Raw genomic sequence first — 17485 nt, 5'->3', positions numbered from 1 at the left:
GGGGCGTAAAAAATACCCTCACCGCGAACCTGGCCGGAACCTAACGTGAGCACCCTCGAACGGGTGGGCAAGAGCGGCGGGGGACGGGAGCGTGTGGACGCAGCGGGACCAGATCCAGGCCTACCAATTCCTCCGCAGGAGACTGGTTTCGGCACTGGTCTCGGCTGACGCCAACCACCCGGTCGCCCCGAGCCGCAGGCTCGTGATCGGGACCCTGTGCGGCCTCGGCGTCGCGTTGCTGGTCACCGCGGTGTTCGGCGTGATCGGCCTGCTGAACCCGTCCGGCGGCAAGGACTGGCTGGCGGGCGGCAAGGTGATCGTCGAAGAGGGCACCGGCGCGCGCTACATCCTCGGCCAGGACGGCGCGCTGCACCCCGTGCTCAACTACGCCTCCGCGCGGTTGATGGCGGGCGGCAACGGCGAGGCCACTGTGACCGTCCCTTCGGACAAGCTCGCGAAGGCGCCGCGTGGTTCGCAGATCGGCATTCCCGGCGCCCCCGACTCGTTGCCCGCGGCGGCCGCGCTCGTGAAAACGCCGTGGACGAGCTGCTCGCGGACCACTCAGGACGCGCCCGCGTCGGCCGAACCGGAGACGACGGTCCTCCTCGGCGCGCCCGCGGCCGGGGTCGACCTGCCGAGGGACCAGGCCGTCGTGGTCCGTGTCCCCGACGGGGAGCGCTACCTCGTGACGGCGGGGCGACGCTACAAGCTCACCCCGGAAGCCGCCACGGCGCTGCAGTTCGACACCTATCCGGTGATCGCGGTGTCCTCCCGGTGGATCGGTACCGTCGCCGCCGGACGCGATCTGGCCTACCGCGCGGTCGAGGACGCCGGACGTCCCGGCCCGAAGGTCGGCGGCACCGCGACGAAGGTCGGTTCGGTGCTCGGCGTCGTCGACGCGATGGCGTCGCCCAACGACGCGACGTCCTACTACCTCGTCCGCGCCGAAGGGCTCCAGCCGATCGGCCAGACCGAGGCGAGCCTGCTGATCAACACGCCGGAGAACGCGGACGCCTACAACGGTGTCCCGGCGCCCGTCGCGGTGCGCGCGGCCGACGTCGCCGCGGTGCCGAAGGTCGCCTCGGCGAGGACGGGCGGCGCCGATCCCGCCGAGTATCCGGACCGGATCCCGCGAAAAGCGCCCGTTACCGGACAGTCCGTGACGTTATGCGCACACGGTTCTCGAATCGTTATCTCCGCACAGGTCCCGTTGCCGCAAGGTGCGAAGGCGATCCCGGTGACGGCGCGCACGGACGCGCTCGTCGCCGACGCCGTCTTCGTGCCCCCGTCGGGAGGCGCGGTGGTGGCGGAATCCGGTTCCGGCACGGTCTACGTCGTCACCGACACGGGCCTGAAGTACCCGGTGGCGAGCACCGAGGCACTCGCTTCGCTCGGGTACGGCCAAGCCGAACGGCAGCCGGTTCCGAATGGATTGCTGGCACTGGTTCCGCGCGGTCCCGCGCTGGACCCGGCGCAAGCGGGTCGTGCGGTGTCCGCGGTGGGTGGGACGGGGTGATCGGGAACGTGCAGGTGACCGAAGACAGGCCGGAGACCGACCGGGTCGACGTCGCGGTGATCGAAGACCATCCGCTGTACCGGCACGCCGTGGTCCGGGTCCTCACCGAGGCCGAAGGGATCGAGCTGGGCGCCGTGGTCGATTCGGTCGCCCGGTTCCACGTCCATCCGCAGCCGCCCGGCAGTGTGGTGCTGCTCGACCTCGGCCTGCCGGGGATCGCCGGGGCGGCCGCCGTGCTCCAGGTGGCCGAACTGGGCCATCACGTGCTCGTGGTGTCCGCGCAGGCCGAACCCGAGCAGGTGCTCGGCGCGATCGCCGCCGGTGCCAAGGGATTCCTGTCCAAGGACGTCGACGTCGACGAGCTGCTGACCGCGATCAGGACGGTCGCGCGGGGCCGGGCCTACGTTTCCGCGGTGGTGGCCGGGATGATCATCAAGGACAACGCCGACCGTCCCGCGCCGGCTCCGGACGTCGCGCTCTCCGCGCGGGAGAAGCAGGTCCTGCGGCTGGTCGCGGCGGGCGAACGCGACGTCGACATCGCCCGCATCCTCGGCATCGGAGTTCGGACGGTCCGCGGTTATCTGGACCGGATCCGTGACAAACTCGGAGAGAGAAGGCGGGCCGGTCTGGTCCGCAAGGCCATCCAGCTCGGTCTCGCGTCTCCGCCGGAGGTGCCCGGCCCGGCTCGGCCGGTCGCGCCCCGCGCCGACGCGGGCGGATTCGAAGGACGCCGGTGAACGCAGACGAGCAGCAGCCGAAACGCACCACGCCGATCAACGTCGGGGTGATCGAAGATCATCCGCTGTACCGGGACGCCGTCGCGCGTGTCCTCACCGAAGCGCCCGACATCGCGCTGGGCGCCGTCGCCGACTCCGTCGCGCGGTTCGCCGTCCAGGAACAGCCGCCCGGCAGCGTCGTCGTCCTCGACCTCAAGCTGCGCGGTGTCCAGGACGCCGCCGCCGTGCTCGAAGTGGGGCAGATGGGGCACAAGGTGCTCGTGGTGTCCGCGCACGCCGAGCAGCCCGAGGTACTGGGCGCCATGCAGGCCGGGGCGAAAGGCTTTCTCTCCAAGGACGTCGACGGCGACGAACTCCTGCGCGCCATCCGCACCATCGCCGACGACAACGCGTACGTGTCGCCGACGCTGGCCGGGATGATCATCCAGGACAGCGAAGACCGCCACGCCGGGCCCAAGATCGTCCTGTCCGAACGGGAGAAGCAGGTCCTGCGGCTGGTCGCGGCGGGCGAACGGGACGTCGACGTGGCGGAGATCCTGAACATCAGCGTGCGGACCGTGCGGTCCTATCTCGACCGGATCCGGGACAAGACCGGGGAGCGGCGGCGAGCCGGCTTCGTGCGCGTCGCGATCCGCGAGGGCCTGCTGCGGTAAGTCTTCGACTGGCAAGGCCGCGAGGTCTTCTTGCCCACCTTCAGGTGGTGAAGGGGCGTTTCACTTCCCTGCGGGAAGGGAAGCCGGCCTTCGTGCGGCCGAGGTGTTCCCTAGGCCGAAGCGTGTGTCGCGAAAGCCACTTTCGCGACGTCTGATGTCTCGAAAGTGGCTTTCGCGACACCTCCGCGGCCACACTGCCGGCTTCGGCCGTCAGAAACGGGGCCCCGAGAAGTTCACTCGCAGCGTGTAGACCGAACTGGACGCGGTGATGAACAGATCGTTCCGCCGCGGCCCGCCGAACGTCAGGTTGGAACACACCTCCGGCACGCGCAGCTTCCCGATCCGCGTGCCGTCGGGCGCGAAGCAGTGCAGGCCGTCGTGCGCGGCGGCCCAGACCCGGCCCGCGGCGTCCACGCGCACGCCGTCGAAAGCGCCGGCGTCGCAGGTCGCGAAGACCTCGCCACCCGACAACACGGACCCGTCCACCGAGAAAACCCTGATGTGGCTGGGTTTCTGCCGCGTGTCCGCGATGTAGAGCAGCGACTCGTCGAGCGAGAACGCCAGCCCGTTCGGGCGCGAGAAATCGTCCGCGACGATCCGTACGGAACCGTCCGGATCGACCCGGTAGACGTGGCAGGCGCCGATCTCGCTTTCCGCCTGGTGGCCCTCGTAGTCGCTGTCGATGCCGTAACTCGGGTCGGTGAACCAGATCGCGCCGTCGGAGGACTCGACGACGTCGTTGGGGCTGTTGAACCTCTTGCCCTGATAGGTGTCCGCGAGGACGGTGGTCGTGCCGTCGTGTTCGGTGCGCGTCACCCGGCGGCCGCCCTGTTCGCAGCTGACGAGCCTGCCCTGGCGGTCGACGGTGTGCCCGTTGTGGAATCCGGCGGGCTCGCGGAACACGCCGACCGCACCGGTGGTCTCGTCCCAGCGCAGGACCCGGTCGTTCGGGATGTCGCTGAACACCAGGTACCGGCCTGCCGGGAAGTAGGCGGGCCCCTCGGTCCACCGGCAGCCGGTGTGGATCCGCTGCATCCACTCGTCCCCGTTGACGCGGGCGAACCGTTCGTCGAGGACTTCGAAATGCGCCTTGACCATGTCCATGAGAACCCCAGTGCTCTGAATGAGATATTGCGATCATCATGAACCGCTGAACTTGATATGGTCAACCCATGGATGACGTGGATCGCATGCTGCTCACCGCGTTGCAGCGGGACGCGACTCAGGCGTACGCCGCGCTCGGCAAGGCGGTCGGCCTGTCCGCGGGCGCCGCGCACGAGCGGGTCCGCAAATTGCGCGAACAGGGCGTCATCCGGCGCACGACCGTGGACGTCGATCCGGCGGCCGTCGGCCGGGGAGTGATGGCGTACGTGCTGGTCGAAGCGGGCTCGTGGATGGGCGACGCGCCGACCAAGGCCGCGCTGGAGGCGCTGCCGGAGGTCGTCGAGGCGCACATCATCGCGGGCCCGGCCTCGCTCCTGGTGAAGGTGCGCACGCCGACCACCGAGGAGCTGCAGGCGTCACTGCGCAGGCTGTACGCCATCGAAGGCGTCACCGGGACGCAGACGATCGTGGTGCTCGAATCCTTCTTCGAGCGGTCTGTAGACGCTAGAGGCGACGGTTCGCCAGCACCCCCGTCGCCGCCCGCGCCTTCCCGCTGACCGCGGGATCCACGTCGACGACCACCAGCTCCGGCCCGGCGCCCAGCTGGGTGTGGACGCGGCCGAAACCGTCGGAGACCGTGGAGTAGCCGATCCCGGTGGGAGCCTTCGGGTTCACCGGGGTCGAGGTCGTGGCCGGATCGGCCTGCCCGCAGCCCAGCACCCAGCAGCCGGAGTCGAGCGCGCGGGCGCGCACCAGCACCTCCCACTGCTCGCGTTTGCCCTCGCCCGCGCCCCAGGACGTCGGCACGAGGACGATGTCGGCGCCGTCGTCGGCCAGCTTCCGGAACAGCTCGGGGAAGCGGATGTCGTAGCAGGTCGCGACGCCGAACGTGGTCCCGTCGACCTCGAAGGTGGCGGGCGCGGCGCCGGGCGCGACCGTGCCGGACTCGGCGAACCCGAAGGCGTCGTACAGATGGATCTTGTCGTAGCCGAGGTGATGCCCCGCGCCGGTGACGAGCAGGGTGTTGCTCACGCGCCCGTCGGGTGACGGCGTGAACATGCCCGCGACGACCACGACGCCGTGCTCTTCGGCGAGCCCGGCCACAGTGGACGCCCATGGTCCGTCCAAGGGTTGCGCGACGGGCCCCAGCGGGATGCCGAAGCGTGCCATCGCCGCCTCCGGGAACACGACGATCCGGGCGCCCTCGCCCGCCGCGGCCGTCACGCCCTCGCGAATCAGCTTCAGGTTCGTCTCGGGATCCTCGGCGGCCGTGAGCTGGCACAACCCGATTCGCGGCACGGAGGCCTCCCTCATCGTGGGATCGCTGGTCACCACCCCAGTGTGCCTGCTCGGGGCGATCCGGCCACCTCGTACCCTTGACCCATGCTGAACCGTACCGACCTGCGTGGACAGGTCCCGTCCGTTGCCGAGCTCAGGCGCACGCTCCCGCGTGCCGAGTACGACGTGGACGCGGCGCTGCATCACGTACGGCCGGTGGTCGAGGCGGTCCGCGATCGCGGCGTCGAGGCGGTTCTCGAGTTCACCGAGAAGTTCGACAAGGTCCGTCCCGGTGGCGTCCGCGTGGCCGCCGCCGAGCTCACCAACGCGCTCGCGAACCTCGATCCCGCCGTCCGCGAGGCGCTGGAGGAGTCCATCGTCCGCGCCCGCAAGGTCCACGGCGACCAGCGACGTCAGGACGTCACGACCGAGGTCGTCGACGGCGGCACCGTCACCGAGCGCTGGATCCCGGTCGAGCGCGTCGGGCTGTACGCGCCGGGCGGGCTCGCGGTCTACCCCTCGACCGTGGTGATGAACGTCGTCCCGGCGCAGATCGCCGGTGTCGGCACGCTCGTGCTGTGCTCGCCGCCGCAGGCCGCGTTCGGCGGGCTCCCGCACCCGACGATCCTGGCCGCCGCCGAACTGCTCGGCGTCGACGAGGTCTGGGCCGTCGGCGGGGCGCAGGCCGTCGCGCTGCTCGCGTACGGCGGCACCGACACCGACGGCGCGACGCTGGAGCCGGTCGACGTCGTCACCGGGCCCGGCAACATCTACCTCACCGCGGCCAAGCGGCTGCTGCGCGGCATCATCGGTATCGACTCCGAGGCCGGCCCGACCGAGATCGCGATCCTGGCCGACGAGACCGCCGACCCGGTGCACGTCGCCGCCGACCTGATCAGCCAGGCCGAGCACGACCCGCTCGCCGCGAGCGTGCTGGTCACCACGTCCGAGGAGCTCGCGGACGCCGTCGACAAGGAGCTGACCGGTCGCGTCGCCGCGACCAAGCACTCCGAGCGGGTGACGGAAGCCTTGGGCGGCAAGCAGTCCGGCATCATCCTGGTGTCCACTGTGGACGAAGGCATCCGCGTCGTGGACGCGTACGCCGCGGAACACCTGGAGATCCAGACCGCGGACGCGTCGGCGGTGGCGGCCCGCGTGCGCAACGCCGGCGCGATCTTCGTCGGTGCGTACGCGCCGGTCTCGCTCGGCGACTACTGCGCCGGGTCGAACCACGTCCTGCCCACCGGCGGGTTCGCGCGGCACTCGTCGGGGCTTTCGGTGCAGAGCTTCCTCAAGGGCGTGCACGTCGTCGACTACAGCCAGGACGCGCTGCGCGAGATCGCCGGCCGCGTCGTCGCGCTGGCGAACGCCGAAGACCTGCCCGCGCACGGCGAGGCCATCACGGCGCGGTTCGAAGGGGAGCGCGCATGAGCATCGGCGAGGAGATCACGCTCGGCGCTCTCCCGCTGCGGGACGACCTGCGGGGCAAGACCCCGTACGGCGCGCCGCAGCTGGACGTGCCGATCCGGCTCAACACCAACGAGAACCCGTACCCACCGCCGGACGCGCTGGTGGCCGACGTCGCCGAGGCCGTCCGCGCCGAAGCCGCTTCGCTGCACCGCTATCCGGATCGCGACGCCGTCGCGCTGCGCCAGGACCTCGCGGACTACCTCGCGGTGTCCACCGGCGTGCTCGTGTCGGAGTCGAACGTCTGGGCCGCCAACGGGTCCAACGAGATCCTGCAGCAGATCCTGCAGGCCTTCGGCGGTCCCGGCCGCTCGGCCCTGGGTTTCGAGCCGTCGTACTCGATGCACCCGATCATCTCGGCGGGCACCCGCACCGACTGGCTGCCGGTGCCGCGCCGCGACGATTTCACGCTCGACACCGAGAAGGCGGCCGCGCTGGTGCGCGAACGCCGTCCGGACATCGTGTTCGTGACCAGCCCGAACAACCCGACCGGCGGGTCGATCCCGTTCGGCGAGCTGCGCGGGCTGCTCGAAGCGGCGCCGGGCATCGTGGTGGTCGACGAGGCGTACGCGGAGTTCTCGTCGCAGCCGAGCGCCGTCGAGCTTCTCGAGGAGTACCCGGCGAAGCTGATCGTGTCGCGCACGATGAGCAAGGCGTTCGCCTTCGCGGGCGGGCGCCTCGGGTATCTCGCGGCCGCGCCCGCGATCGTCGACGCGCTGCAGCTGGTGCGGCTGCCGTATCACCTCTCGAAGCTCACGCAGGCCGCCGCGCGCGCCGCGCTGCGGCACGCGGACGCCACCCTCGCCTCGGTCGCCAAACTCGCGGCCGAACGCGACCGCGTCGTGGAAGCGTTGCTGGGCTTGGGATTCACGCCGGTCCCGAGTGACGCGAACTTCGTCCTCTTCGGACGGTTCGCGGACGCGCCCGCGACCTGGAAGTCCTATTTGGACAACGGCGTGCTGATCAGGGACGTCGGCATCGAAGGACACCTGCGGGTGACCATCGGGACGCCGGAAGAGAACGACGCCTTTCTCGAGGCCAGCAAGGAGGTGCCGCGATGAGTCGCGTCGGCAAGGTGGATCGCACCACCAGGGAATCGTCCATTTCGGTCCAGCTCGACCTGGACGGCACGGGGCAGGTGGAGATCGACACCGGTGTCCCGTTCTACGACCACATGCTCACCGCGTTCGGCGTGCACGGCTCGCTCGACCTCAAGGTGCAGGCGACCGGTGACGTGCACATCGACGCGCACCACACCGTCGAGGACACCGCGATCGTGCTCGGCCAGGCGCTGCGGCAGGCGCTCGGCGACAAGAGCGGCATCCGCCGGTTCGGCGACGCGTGGATCCCGATGGACGAGACCCTCGCGCACGCCGCGATCGACGTCTCCGGGCGCCCGTACTGCGTGCACCTCGGCGAGCCGGAGCAGTTCAACAGCTTCACCATCGGCGGGAACTACCCGTTCGTGCTGACGCGGCACGTGTTCGACTCGCTGTCGTTCCACGCGCAGATCGCGCTGCACGTACGGGTGCTGCACGGCCGCGACCCGCACCACATCGCGGAGGCCGAGTACAAGGCCGTCGCGCGTGCGCTGCGCGCCGCCACCGAGCCGGACCCGCGGGCGGGCGGCATCCCGTCGACGAAGGGCGTCCTCTGACCCCGCATTTCGTCCTCTGGATGCGGTAGTCGCACCCGCGAGGACCGCATCCAGAGGACTAAACGCGGTAGGTGTTGAGGAGCACACCGGACGGGGTGCTCGTGGTGCCGGCGAACTTCAAGGAGCAGGCAGGCGTCCCTTCGGCGAAGAAACGCTTGCCCGTGCCCAAAAGGAGTGGGTAGACGGCCAGCACGACTTCGTCCGCGAGCCCGTTTTCGAGCAGCGCCGACGTCAGCGTGGAGCTTCCCGAGAGGACGAGGTCCGGGCCGTCCTGCGCCTTGACGCGGCGAACGCCTTCGACGAGGTCCGGGCCGATTCCCTCGAACGGGCCCCATTTCAGGCTTTCCGGCCGGTGGGTGACGACGAACTTCGTCGCCGCCTTGAGCCGGTCCGCGAACGGGTCGCTCGGCGCGTCCGGCCAGTACTCCGACCAGAGGTCGTAGGTTCGGCGGCCGAGCAGCAGGTCGAAGTTTTCGGTGTGCGCGGCCAGGAGGGCTTCCCGGCCGGCGGGGGTCCGGTACGGCATGTTCCAGCCGCTGTACGGGAAGCCGTTCTCGTCTTCGGAATGCTGGATCACGCCGTCGAGCGAGATGTGCTCGATGATCTTGAGTCTTCTCATCACGCCTCCAGCAGTGCGTCGAGTTGGGGCATCGCGGCCCGGAATCCCTCTTCCATCCCGGGGATCGTCTTCTCCATGGCTTCGACACTGGAAAACCGCGTCACGTGGATCATCCGTGACCCCGTGGGCGTCGCCTCGAAGGTGAAGGTCATCGAGGTGGGCATGTTTGCGTCGTTGTCGTCGCCGTCTTCCGCCTCGAACGAGTCGATGGGGTTCACCTCGGTGAACTTCCAGGAGTTGGGCCACCTCTCCCCGTTGGGCCCGGACAGGTAGTACTCGGCGCGGCCGCCCGCCCGGAAATCGTGATGGGTGAACGTGGCGGGCGCGAACGGTGGTCCCCAGAAGCGCTCCAGTTGCCTTGGATCCTCCCAAGCCGCCCAAAGCCGCTTTCGCGGAACGGGAAAGTCCGCCACGACGGTGAGACTGAGCTTTTCGGGCTCCTTGGTGACAGAGGTGATCGGCATCGTCATTCCCCTTCTCGCAGGACATCGTCGAGCTGCGCCACACGCTGGCGCCAAAGGACTTCGTAGGAGTCGAGCAGCTCGGTGGCGCGCTGGAGCCGCTCGCGGTCGGTCGAGACCAGCTGTTCGCGGCCGTTGGCACGTTTCCGGACCAGCCCCGCGCGCTGGAGCACGGCGACGTGTTTCTGCACGGCGGCGAAGCTCATCTCGTAATGCGCGGCGAGATCGGAGACCGACGGCGTTTCCGTGATGGCCCGCGCCAGGATGTCGCGGCGCGTGCCATCGGCCAAGGCGCGGAAAAGCCGGTTGAGCGATTCCTCGCTTTCCTCCCGAAGTACAACCATGTGGTTGTACGTTAGCCGGGTTCGGTGCCCGTGGCAAGGCCGAGCCCGGCGGGGTCCCGGCCGTGGGCGTGTGGCAGGGTGGCGGTCGTGAGTAACACGACCATCGCTGTGCTGCTGTTCGCGCTCGGCGGCTTCCTGATCGGCGGCGTCTACGCGACCTGGAAGAGCGTCAAGTTCATGGCCGTCGTGCTGGGGATCGGCGCGGTGCTGGCGATCGGCGGGGCCATCGCCTGGCTGGCCTGACCGCCGCCCGGTAAATCGGCTGCGCGCCGCGACGGCGGCGGGCATGCTGTCCGGCATGTCCGGAAACCCGCGCTCGGTCGCCGAAGTCGTCCGGCTCCAGCGATCGGGGAGCCGCGTCAAATTCCAGTTCTTCTGGGGTCATCAGCCGCGGCGTGACGGCACGATCGGTCCGGAATGCTTCAGCCAGTGGTGGCCCGCCCGGTTCACCGCCGACGGCGAAACCTTCCCGACGGCGGAGCACTACATGATGTGGCGCAAAGCCGTCCTGTTCGACGACGCCGAGAGCGCGGCGCGGATCCTCGCCGCCCGGCATCCGCGTCAGGCCAAGGAGCTGGGCCGCGAAGTGCGGGGATTCGAGCAGAGCCGGTGGGAAGACGCGCGCTCCGCCATCGTCCTAGAGGGGACGATCGCGAAGTTCGGGCAGCATCCGGAACTGTGCGATTTCCTGCTCGGTACCAGGAATCGGGTGCTGGTCGAGGCCAGTCCGCTGGACGCGATCTGGGGGATCGGCCTCGCCGCCGACCACCCGGACGCCGAGAACGCGGAACGCTGGCGCGGCCTGAACCTGCTCGGCTTCGCGCTGGGAGAGGCCCGCGCGGCGCTCGCCTGAGTACGTGAAGGCCCCCTTCACTGCGCTAGACGCAATGAAGGGGGCCTTCACGTACTTATCGAGGGGGTCCAAGCGGCGCGTCGCGAAAGCCACTTTCGCGACGTCTGATGTCTCGAAAGTGGCTTTCGCGACATGGGCGCACCGGGCCCAGGCCGCCTTCGCCTCCAGAACCTACTTCGAGGCGTCGACCAGCTCTCGTTCGTCAGGCGCATCCAGCTGCTTCGCGAGCTTCTCGCCTTCGACGTCGACATCGGGCAGCACGCGGTCCAGCCACTTCGGCAGCCACCAGGCGCCGCGGCCGAGCAGCGACATCAGCGCCGGCACGAGGGTCATCCGGATCACGAAGGCGTCCACCAGCACCCCGAAGGCCAGCGCGAACCCGATCGACTGGATCAGTGCCGATTCCGCGAGGACGAACCCGGCGAACACGCTGATCATGATCAGCGCGGCGGCGACCACGACGCGGGAGCCGTGCCGGAAACCGGTGACCATCGCCTGCTGCGGGTCGGCGCCGTGGACGTACTCCTCCCGCATCCGCGTCACCAGGAACACCTGGTAGTCCATCGCGAGCCCGAACAGTACGCCGATCAGCAGGATCGGCAGCATGCTCATGATCGGTCCGGTCGTCTTCACGCCGAGCAGGTCGGTGAGCCAGCCCCACTGGAACACCGCCACCACGGCGCCGAACGTCGCGACCACGGAGCCGAGGAAGCCCAGCGTCGCCTTCAGCGGGACCACGATCGACCGGAACACCAGCATCAGCAGCAGGAACGCCAGCCCGACGATCAGCGCGAGGTAGGGCAGCATCGCGTCGGCGAGTTTCTCCGAGACGTCGATGTTGGCCGCGGTCTGGCCGGTCACCGCCAGCGACGCGCCGGTGGCCGAGCCGAGGCCCGCGTTCAGGCCGCGGATGTCGCTGACCAGGTCTTCGGTCGCGGTGCTGCTCGGGCCGCTCTTCGGGATGACGGTCAGCAGCGCCAGGTCACCGGCCCGGTTGGTCTTCGGCGGCGTGACGATCGGGCGTTCGGGGAGGCCGCCGATGCCCGCGGCCGCCTGCTGGAGCGCGGCTTTGCGGTCGGTGCTGCCGCTCAGGTCGACGACGATCACCAGCGGCCCGTTCGCGCCTTCGCCGAAGCTGCGCGCGACGGTGTCGTAGGCCTTGCGCTGGGTGGTGTCCGGCGCGGCGGTGCTGTCGTTCGGCAGGCCGAGCTGCATGCTCGCGGCCGGGATGGCGACGATCGCGAGACCGGCGATCGCGGCGATCAGCACCGGGATCCGGCGGCGGGCCACGAAACGTGCCCAGCGCTCGCCGTGTGTCGTCGCGTTTTCCTTGCGGCGCAGGCGGATCTTGCCGCCCGCCAGTTTGCCGCCCGCGAACCCGAGCACGGCGGGCAGCAGGGTGAGCGCGATGACGACCGCGATGGCGACGGTGATCGCCGCGGCGATGCCCATCTCGCCGAGGAACGGGATGCCGACGACGGTCAGGCCGGCCAGCGCGATGATCACGGTCAGCCCGGCGAACACCACCGCGGAGCCCGCCGTGCCGGTGGCGCGTCCGGCGGCTTCCTCCGGATCCCGCCCGATCGTGAGTTCGTGCCGGTAGCGGGAAACGATGAAGAGCGCGTAGTCGATGCCGACGGCGAGGCCGATCATCAGCGCGAGCACCGGCGTGTTCGTGTTCAGTTCGAGGAAACCGGACGCCGTGGTGATCCCCGCCATGCCGATGCCGACGCCGATGAGCGCGGTCAGCAGCGGGATCCCGGCCGCGAGCAGTGAGCCGAAGGTGATGATCAGGACGACCGCGGCGACGGCGACGCCGAGGCCTTCGGTGGCGTTCGTGGCGGGCATCGCCTGGACGGCGTCACCGCCGAATTCCACGGTGTACCCGGCGGCCCTGGCGGAATCCGCGGCGGCCATCAGGCCGTCGCGGTCGGCGTCGGTGAGCTCGAAGCCCGGAACGCGGTAGCTGACCTGCGCCAGCGCGACGTGCTTGTCGGGGGAGATGGCCTGCATCTGCAGCGGGTCGGCCACGCCTGCGACCTTCGGCGCGTCCTTGAGCCCGGTGACGAGACCCGTGATCGCCGCTCGTCCGGCCTCGTCGGTGATGTCGCCGGGCGTCGAGATGACGACGCGTGCGGTCGCGCCACCCGCGGCGGCTTCCGGGAACCGGTCGGCGAGCTGGTCGATCGCCTTCTGCGATTCGGTACCGGGGATGGTCACCGAGTTCGAAAGCTGGCCGGACAGGGTCAGCGCGCCCGCGCCGAGGGCCACCAGGACGGCGGCCCACACCGCCGTCACCAGGACCCGGCGCCGGAACGAGAACCGGCCCAGGCGGTACAGGAAGCTGGCCACGAAAGTCTCCCGTTCACTCGTTCAGGTTCATTTCAAGCTAGCCGATCGGCTAGGGGCCTACAAGCCGATCGGCAAGTGTGTGACTAGCCGCACGGCTAGTACTCGTTTGGCCGGGCGGCCACGCTTGACGTAATCTCCGACGGCTGAACGAGGAGGGAACATGGACGTCGTCCACGTGGAGGACACCCGCACGCGACTATTGAGCACGGCGTTGCGGCTGTTCACCGAACATGGCGTGGAAGGCACCTCGCTGCAGATGATCGCGGACGCCCTCGGCGTCACCAAGGCCGCCGTCTACTACCACTTCAAGACGAAGGCGGAGATCACCGAATCCGTAGCCGAACCCGTGCTGCGTGAGCTCGAAGGCATCGTCGACGACGCCCGCGCCCAGCGCACCCGTGGCGCGCAGATCGACCACCTGCTCGACGGTTTCGTCGATCTCGTGGTGCGGCACCGCGCGCTGGTCGCCCTGTTCTCCAGCGACCCCGGTATCGCCCGCGCGATCGAAAAATCCGTCCACCGCTCGGAAAGCTTCAAGAACCGGCTGCTGGAGATCCTCGCCGGCCCGGAGCCGGACGCGCTGGGGATGGTCACCGCGCAGGTGCTCCTCGCCGGTATCGCCCTCGCCGGCGGCTCGCCCGAGGTCGCTTCGCTCGACGACGAGACGCTGCGTGAAACGCTCCTGGCCGTCGGCCGCAAGCTCTACAACCGCCCGCGCCGCCGTTCGTGACCGATGTGTTCAAGACAGGTGCCGCGATCCGCGCGACCCTGTCGGCATGAACATCGATCTGAACGCGGCGGCCACGTTCATGGCCACCCAGGCCCGGCTGCTCGACAGGCGGCGCTTCGACGTCCTCTTCCGCGACGGTGATCCGGCGGCGGCGCTCGCCGCGCTGGAGGCGTACCGCAATCCCGACGGGGGCTACGGCCACGGGCTCGAACCCGACTGCCGCTCGGCGACAAGCCAGCCCGCCGGTGCGCTGCACGCCTTCGAGGTCTTCGCCGACGTCGGCAAGTCGACAAGTCCGCGTGCGGCCGAACTCTGCGACTGGCTCGCCTCGATCTCCCTGCCCGACGGCGGGATCCCGTTCGCGCTGCCGATGCCGGATCCCGTCGGCAGCGCGCCGTTCTGGGCGAGCGCGGATCCGGCGGTCTCCTCGCTGCAGATCACCGCGATCGTCGCGGTGACCGCGCACCGCGTCGCGGCGCACGACCCCGCGGTCGCCGCGCATCCCTGGCTGGCGAAGGCCACGGGTTACTGCCTGGAGGAGATCGAGAAGCTCGACGAGGCACCGCACGCGCTCGTGCTCGCCTTCGCGATGAAGCTGGTGGACGCCCTGGGCGACACGCGTCTGGTCGAGAAGCTCGGCCGGTTCGTCCCGGACGACGGCGTGGTCGCCGTCGGCGGCGGGATCGAGGGCGAGGCCATGCGCCCGCTCGACTTCGCGCCGGAACCCGGCGGCCCGGCACGGAAGCTCTTCCGGCCCGAGGTCATCGAAGCGGATCTACGCCGGGTGGCGGGCGGGCAGCACGACGACGGCGGCTGGCGCGTCGACTACACGAGCTATTCGCCGGCCGCCGCGCTGGAGTGGAACGGGATGTTCACCGTGGGCACGCTGGGGCTCCTGCGGGCCAACGGCCTGGTCTAGGCCGCGAGTACGACCCGGTACGAGGCCGACCCGCCCGCATCGTCAGGAACCACCTGGATCACGAAGCCCATCGAACAGACTTACCGGACACGGCCTAGGGGAGACGGCGCAGGAATTCCGGCGGAACGGCGGCGGTGAGCCAGACGCCGTTCGCGCTCACCTGGAATTCGTGCCCGGCGGCGGTCATCTCCCTGGCGTCCACGGCGAGCAGCACCGGGACGCCGCGCCGCGCCCCGACCGTCCGCGCGGTGTCCACGGTCGCCGAAAGGTGGACGGCGTGCCGCTTCATCGGCCGGAGCCCTTCGTGCAGGATCGCGCCGAGGAACCGGGAGACCGTGCCGTGGTAGAGCACGTCCGGCGGGATCGCGGCGGGCAGGGCGAGGTCGACGTCGACGCTGTGGCCCTGGCTGGCGCGGATCCGCAGGCCGGACTCGTCGAAGGCGAAGCGCCGCTTGTCGTTGCCCTCGACCACTTCGTCGAGTTCGGCGCGGGTGAGCGGCAAACCGTTGCGGCGCAAGGCCGCCAGGAGTGTGTCGACGTCGACCCAGCCGTCAGGGGTGAGGGTGACGCCGATATCGCCGGGTGCGTGGCGCAGATGCCGGGAGAGTCGTTTCGAGACCCGGATGAGGTGTTTCTTGTCCATTTCGAGTCACAGTGACGCACGTCCGGCACCCGCGTGGCAACGGAATTCAGATGCCGCCCTCGGAAGCCGGGCGCAGTTTCCCGGCGCCGGGGCCGAAGCGGGACATCTGGTCGTCGGCGTTGTAGAGCCCGCAGCTGCGCAGGGAGAGGCAACCGCAGCCGACACATCCGGTCAGCCTGTCGCGCAGGCGCTGCAACGCGTCGATCCGCGCGTCGAGCTCGTCCTGCCAGCCCCGGGACAGCCGGGCCCAGTCGGCCTTGGTGGGGGCGTGGTCCTTGGGCAGGGTCTCCAGTGCCGAGCTGATGTCGTCCAGGCTGAGCCCGACCCGTTGCGCGGCGCGGATGAAGGCGATCCGGCGCAGTACCGAACGCGAGTACCGGCGCTGATTGCCCGCCGAACGCTCGGAACTGATCAGACCCTTGTCCTCGTAGAAACGCAAAGCCGTGTGGGGCACGCCGCTGCGGTCGGCGACCTGCCCGATGCTCAGGTGTTCAGCCAGTCTCGTCACGTCGCCAGGCTAGCCTTGACTTCGACCTAAGTCGAGGTTGCAACCTCGGTTCATGACCACCGACACCAAGACCGGCTACGAGGATCTGCCGAGGCTGATCTCGTTGATGACCGGCGACGAGAAGCATCAGGCCGCCGCGGAGTCCACAGTGGACGTCCTGTGGGTGCTCTACGACCGTGTGCTCGACATCACCCCGGAGAACGTCCGTGCCCCGGGCCGCGACCGTTTCCTGCTGTCGAAGGGCCACGGCCCGATGGCCTACTACGCGGTGCTGGCGAAGAAGGGCTTCATCCACGAGGAGGAACTCGCCGACTGGACCTCGGCCGAGTCCCGGCTCGGTCACCATCCCGACCGGGCGAGGCTGCCCGTGGCCGAGATCTCCAGCGGTTCGCTCGGGCACGGTCTCCCGCTGGCCATCGGTACCGTGTTCGGCCTGCGCGCCAAGGGATTCCGTGAGGCCAAGGTCGTCACCCTCCTCGGCGACGCGGAGCTCGACGAAGGCTCCAACCAGGAGGCCATCGCGGTCGCCGGCCGGATCGGCATGCCGCAGCTGACCGCGGTCGTCATCGACAACTCCTCGGCCACCCACGGCTGGCCCGGCGGGATCGCGCGCCGGTTCGAGGTCGAAGGCTGGACGACCCGCACCGTCGACGGCCGCGATCACGACGCGCTCCACGAAGCCTTCACCACACCGCATCCGGACCGGCCGCTCGCCGTGGTCGCGACCGTCGAGCGAAAGGGCTGAACCCGTGAACATGCGTGAAACGTTCCTCGAAGCCGCCGCCGACGCGCTCGACACCGACCCGAACGTCGCCGTCGTGCTCGCCGACATCTCCGCGGCACAACTCGCCTTCGCCGCGCGGAAACATCCCGACCGGGTGCTGAACGTCGGCATCCGCGAACAACTGATGATGAGCACCGCGGGCGGCCTCGCGCTGGCCGGGATGCGCCCGATCGTCCACACCTTCTCGTCTTTCCTCGTGGAGCGGGCTTTCGAGCAGGTCAAACTCGACCTCGGGCACCAGGACGTCGGGGCCGTGCTGGTGTCCTCGGGCGCGTCCTACGACATGCCGACCGCCGGGCGGACCCACCAGGCGCCCGGCGACGTCGCCCTCATCGACACGCTGCCGGGCTGGACCGTGCACGTGCCGGGGCATCCCGAAGAGGCACGGCGGCTGCTGCTCGAGTCCATCCCGGGCGACGGGCGCGTCTACCTCCGGCTTTCCGCGCAGGAGAACGCGAAAGCCCATCTGGGCGCGGGCCTGCAGACGCTACGCGAAGGTGGGCGAGGGGTCGTGGTGGCCGTCGGGCCGATGCTCGACCGGACGCTGGAGGCGACCGCCGACCTCGACGTGACCGTGCTCTACACCTCGACCGTCCGGCCGTTCGACGCCGCCGGGCTGCGCGCGGCCGTCGACGCCGCCGGGACCACCGACGTCGTGCTGATCGAGCCGTACCTCGCGGGGACGTCGGCGCACGCGGTGACGGGCGCGTTGTCCGAAACGCCGCACCGGCTGCTCTCCCTCGGCGTCCGGCGCGACGCGGAAGTACGGATCTACGGCGAAATGGCCGACCACGACCTCGCGCACGGCCTCGACGCCGGCTCGATCGCCTTGTCCGTCAAGGAATTCCTCCGCTAGCGTC

The 17485-nt window shown here is 69.9% G+C and carries 21 protein-coding genes; 13 read left to right on the top strand and 8 right to left on the bottom strand.

Going from position 1 to position 17485, the window contains the following annotated elements:
• Positions 1-91: 91 nt before the first annotated feature.
• The 3 genes from eccB to ACZ1DY_RS30290 are packed head-to-tail and all read left to right on the top strand — an operon-like array spanning position 92 to position 2906.
• Positions 92-1516: a type VII secretion protein EccB gene (eccB, locus tag ACZ1DY_RS30300; protein ID WP_465481694.1), complete on the top strand. Its 1425-nt coding sequence runs from the start codon at positions 92-94 to the stop codon at positions 1514-1516.
• Positions 1513-2253 carry a response regulator gene (locus ACZ1DY_RS30295; protein WP_371878830.1) on the top strand — a complete coding sequence of 247 codons (741 nt, stop codon included), beginning with the start codon at positions 1513-1515 and terminating at the stop codon, positions 2251-2253. Before eccB ends, ACZ1DY_RS30295 begins: the two co-directional genes overlap by 4 nt.
• Positions 2250-2906 carry a response regulator gene (locus ACZ1DY_RS30290; RefSeq protein ID WP_037309519.1) on the top strand — a complete coding sequence of 219 codons (657 nt, stop codon included), beginning with the start codon at positions 2250-2252 and terminating at the stop codon, positions 2904-2906. Before ACZ1DY_RS30295 ends, ACZ1DY_RS30290 begins: the two co-directional genes overlap by 4 nt.
• Positions 2907-3116: 210 nt before the next feature.
• Here ACZ1DY_RS30290 and ACZ1DY_RS30285 read toward each other — a convergent pair whose 3' ends face one another.
• Positions 3117-4010 (bottom strand): SMP-30/gluconolactonase/LRE family protein, encoded by an 894-nt coding sequence (locus ACZ1DY_RS30285; protein ID WP_465481693.1) that lies wholly within the window; start codon positions 4008-4010, stop codon positions 3117-3119.
• A 68-nt stretch (positions 4011-4078) separates the two neighbouring features.
• Between ACZ1DY_RS30285 and ACZ1DY_RS30280 the strand changes: the two genes are divergently transcribed.
• Entirely contained in the window at positions 4079-4567 is a 489-nt protein-coding gene (locus ACZ1DY_RS30280) for an Lrp/AsnC family transcriptional regulator (protein WP_465481692.1), read from the top strand.
• Here the strand turns inward: ACZ1DY_RS30280 and ACZ1DY_RS30275 are convergent.
• Complete coding sequence (locus tag ACZ1DY_RS30275) at positions 4515-5309, bottom strand: carbon-nitrogen hydrolase family protein (protein ID WP_465481691.1); 795 nt, start codon at positions 5307-5309, stop codon at positions 4515-4517. The two genes, ACZ1DY_RS30280 and ACZ1DY_RS30275, sit on opposite strands and share 53 nt — an antisense overlap.
• An 84-nt stretch (positions 5310-5393) precedes the next feature.
• Here ACZ1DY_RS30275 and hisD point away from each other — a divergent pair, with 84 nt between their 5' ends.
• From hisD to hisB, 3 genes are read left to right on the top strand one after another with little or no spacing between them, the layout of a single operon-like run.
• Complete coding sequence (hisD, locus tag ACZ1DY_RS30270) at positions 5394-6719, top strand: histidinol dehydrogenase (protein ID WP_465481690.1); 1326 nt, start codon at positions 5394-5396, stop codon at positions 6717-6719.
• A complete protein-coding gene (locus tag ACZ1DY_RS30265) occupies positions 6716-7816 on the top strand; it encodes a histidinol-phosphate transaminase (RefSeq protein WP_126733737.1) in 1101 nt (366 codons plus the stop codon). The genes hisD and ACZ1DY_RS30265 overlap by 4 nt, the downstream gene beginning before the upstream one ends.
• On the top strand, positions 7813-8412 hold the full coding sequence (hisB, locus tag ACZ1DY_RS30260; RefSeq protein ID WP_005155296.1) for an imidazoleglycerol-phosphate dehydratase HisB: 600 nt from the start codon (positions 7813-7815) through the stop codon (positions 8410-8412). The genes ACZ1DY_RS30265 and hisB overlap by 4 nt, the downstream gene beginning before the upstream one ends.
• A gap of 58 nt (positions 8413-8470) precedes the next feature.
• Here hisB and ACZ1DY_RS30255 read toward each other — a convergent pair whose 3' ends face one another.
• Genes ACZ1DY_RS30255 through ACZ1DY_RS30245 form a run of 3 tightly spaced genes read right to left on the bottom strand, consistent with a single transcriptional unit; the run spans position 8471 to position 9836 of the window.
• Positions 8471-9031, bottom strand: a complete 561-nt coding sequence (locus ACZ1DY_RS30255; RefSeq protein WP_257485368.1) for a dihydrofolate reductase family protein — start codon at positions 9029-9031, stop codon at positions 8471-8473.
• Positions 9031-9495, bottom strand: coding sequence for an SRPBCC family protein (locus ACZ1DY_RS30250; protein ID WP_257485369.1), 465 nt, complete (start codon positions 9493-9495; stop codon positions 9031-9033). The genes ACZ1DY_RS30255 and ACZ1DY_RS30250 overlap by 1 nt, the downstream gene beginning before the upstream one ends.
• Before the next feature lie 2 nt (positions 9496-9497).
• The gene (locus ACZ1DY_RS30245) at positions 9498-9836 is read right to left on the bottom strand and encodes an ArsR/SmtB family transcription factor (RefSeq protein ID WP_257485370.1); all 339 of its coding nucleotides are present in this window, start codon (positions 9834-9836) and stop codon (positions 9498-9500) included.
• A gap of 87 nt (positions 9837-9923) precedes the next feature.
• On the opposite strand from ACZ1DY_RS30245, the gene ACZ1DY_RS30240 reads away from it, so the two are divergent.
• On the top strand, positions 9924-10079 hold the full coding sequence (locus ACZ1DY_RS30240; RefSeq protein ID WP_167373564.1) for a hypothetical protein: 156 nt from the start codon (positions 9924-9926) through the stop codon (positions 10077-10079).
• A gap of 55 nt (positions 10080-10134) precedes the next feature.
• Positions 10135-10689 (top strand): NADAR family protein, encoded by a 555-nt coding sequence (locus ACZ1DY_RS30235; protein ID WP_465481689.1) that lies wholly within the window; start codon positions 10135-10137, stop codon positions 10687-10689.
• A 171-nt stretch (positions 10690-10860) separates the two neighbouring features.
• Here the strand turns inward: ACZ1DY_RS30235 and ACZ1DY_RS30230 are convergent, their stop codons facing one another.
• Entirely contained in the window at positions 10861-13041 is a 2181-nt protein-coding gene (locus tag ACZ1DY_RS30230; protein WP_465481688.1) for an MMPL family transporter, read from the bottom strand.
• A 160-nt stretch (positions 13042-13201) separates the two neighbouring features.
• On the opposite strand from ACZ1DY_RS30230, the gene ACZ1DY_RS30225 reads away from it, so the two are divergent.
• Positions 13202-13771 carry a TetR/AcrR family transcriptional regulator gene (locus ACZ1DY_RS30225; RefSeq protein ID WP_465481687.1) on the top strand — a complete coding sequence of 190 codons (570 nt, stop codon included), beginning with the start codon at positions 13202-13204 and terminating at the stop codon, positions 13769-13771.
• A 46-nt stretch (positions 13772-13817) separates the two neighbouring features.
• Positions 13818-14690, top strand: coding sequence for a hypothetical protein (locus ACZ1DY_RS30220; RefSeq protein WP_465481686.1), 873 nt, complete (start codon positions 13818-13820; stop codon positions 14688-14690).
• A 94-nt stretch (positions 14691-14784) separates the two neighbouring features.
• Here the strand turns inward: ACZ1DY_RS30220 and ACZ1DY_RS30215 are convergent, their stop codons facing one another.
• Together ACZ1DY_RS30215 and soxR are read right to left on the bottom strand one after the other, a co-directional pair.
• Complete coding sequence (locus tag ACZ1DY_RS30215; protein WP_465481685.1) at positions 14785-15333, bottom strand: RNA 2'-phosphotransferase; 549 nt, start codon at positions 15331-15333, stop codon at positions 14785-14787.
• 46 nt (positions 15334-15379) lie between these two features.
• Entirely contained in the window at positions 15380-15841 is a 462-nt protein-coding gene (gene soxR / locus ACZ1DY_RS30210; RefSeq protein WP_016335982.1) for a redox-sensitive transcriptional activator SoxR, read from the bottom strand.
• 52 nt (positions 15842-15893) lie between these two features.
• Here soxR and ACZ1DY_RS30205 point away from each other — a divergent pair, with 52 nt between their 5' ends.
• Entirely contained in the window at positions 15894-16586 is a 693-nt protein-coding gene (locus ACZ1DY_RS30205) for a transketolase (protein WP_465481684.1), read from the top strand.
• Between the two features lie 4 nt (positions 16587-16590).
• A complete protein-coding gene (locus ACZ1DY_RS30200; RefSeq protein WP_457952520.1) occupies positions 16591-17481 on the top strand; it encodes a transketolase family protein in 891 nt (296 codons plus the stop codon).
• Positions 17482-17485: the final 4 nt, after the last annotated feature.

Source organism: Amycolatopsis sp. PSD-21, from assembly GCF_055561455.1.
This window is presented reverse-complemented; position numbering and strand designations above follow the sequence as displayed.

What these genes read in the sequence shown, in the direction of transcription:
- ACZ1DY_RS30205 (WP_465481684.1), top strand. Translation starts at nt 15,894, where the DNA reads ATGACCACCGACACCAAGACCGGCTACGAGGATCTGCCGAGGCTGATC.
- ACZ1DY_RS30280 (WP_465481692.1), top strand. Translation starts at nt 4,079, where the DNA reads ATGGATGACGTGGATCGCATGCTGCTCACCGCGTTGCAGCGGGACGCG.
- ACZ1DY_RS30265 (WP_126733737.1), top strand. Translation starts at nt 6,716, where the DNA reads ATGAGCATCGGCGAGGAGATCACGCTCGGCGCTCTCCCGCTGCGGGAC.
- ACZ1DY_RS30245 (WP_257485370.1), bottom strand. Translation starts at nt 9,836, where the DNA reads ATGGTTGTACTTCGGGAGGAAAGCGAGGAATCGCTCAACCGGCTTTTC.
- ACZ1DY_RS30255 (WP_257485368.1), bottom strand. Translation starts at nt 9,031, where the DNA reads ATGAGAAGACTCAAGATCATCGAGCACATCTCGCTCGACGGCGTGATC.
- hisD (WP_465481690.1), top strand. Translation starts at nt 5,394, where the DNA reads ATGCTGAACCGTACCGACCTGCGTGGACAGGTCCCGTCCGTTGCCGAG.
- ACZ1DY_RS30215 (WP_465481685.1), bottom strand. Translation starts at nt 15,333, where the DNA reads ATGGACAAGAAACACCTCATCCGGGTCTCGAAACGACTCTCCCGGCAT.
- ACZ1DY_RS30220 (WP_465481686.1), top strand. Translation starts at nt 13,818, where the DNA reads ATGAACATCGATCTGAACGCGGCGGCCACGTTCATGGCCACCCAGGCC.
- ACZ1DY_RS30225 (WP_465481687.1), top strand. Translation starts at nt 13,202, where the DNA reads ATGGACGTCGTCCACGTGGAGGACACCCGCACGCGACTATTGAGCACG.
- hisB (WP_005155296.1), top strand. Translation starts at nt 7,813, where the DNA reads ATGAGTCGCGTCGGCAAGGTGGATCGCACCACCAGGGAATCGTCCATT.
- ACZ1DY_RS30285 (WP_465481693.1), bottom strand. Translation starts at nt 4,010, where the DNA reads ATGGACATGGTCAAGGCGCATTTCGAAGTCCTCGACGAACGGTTCGCC.
- ACZ1DY_RS30235 (WP_465481689.1), top strand. Translation starts at nt 10,135, where the DNA reads ATGTCCGGAAACCCGCGCTCGGTCGCCGAAGTCGTCCGGCTCCAGCGA.
- ACZ1DY_RS30250 (WP_257485369.1), bottom strand. Translation starts at nt 9,495, where the DNA reads ATGCCGATCACCTCTGTCACCAAGGAGCCCGAAAAGCTCAGTCTCACC.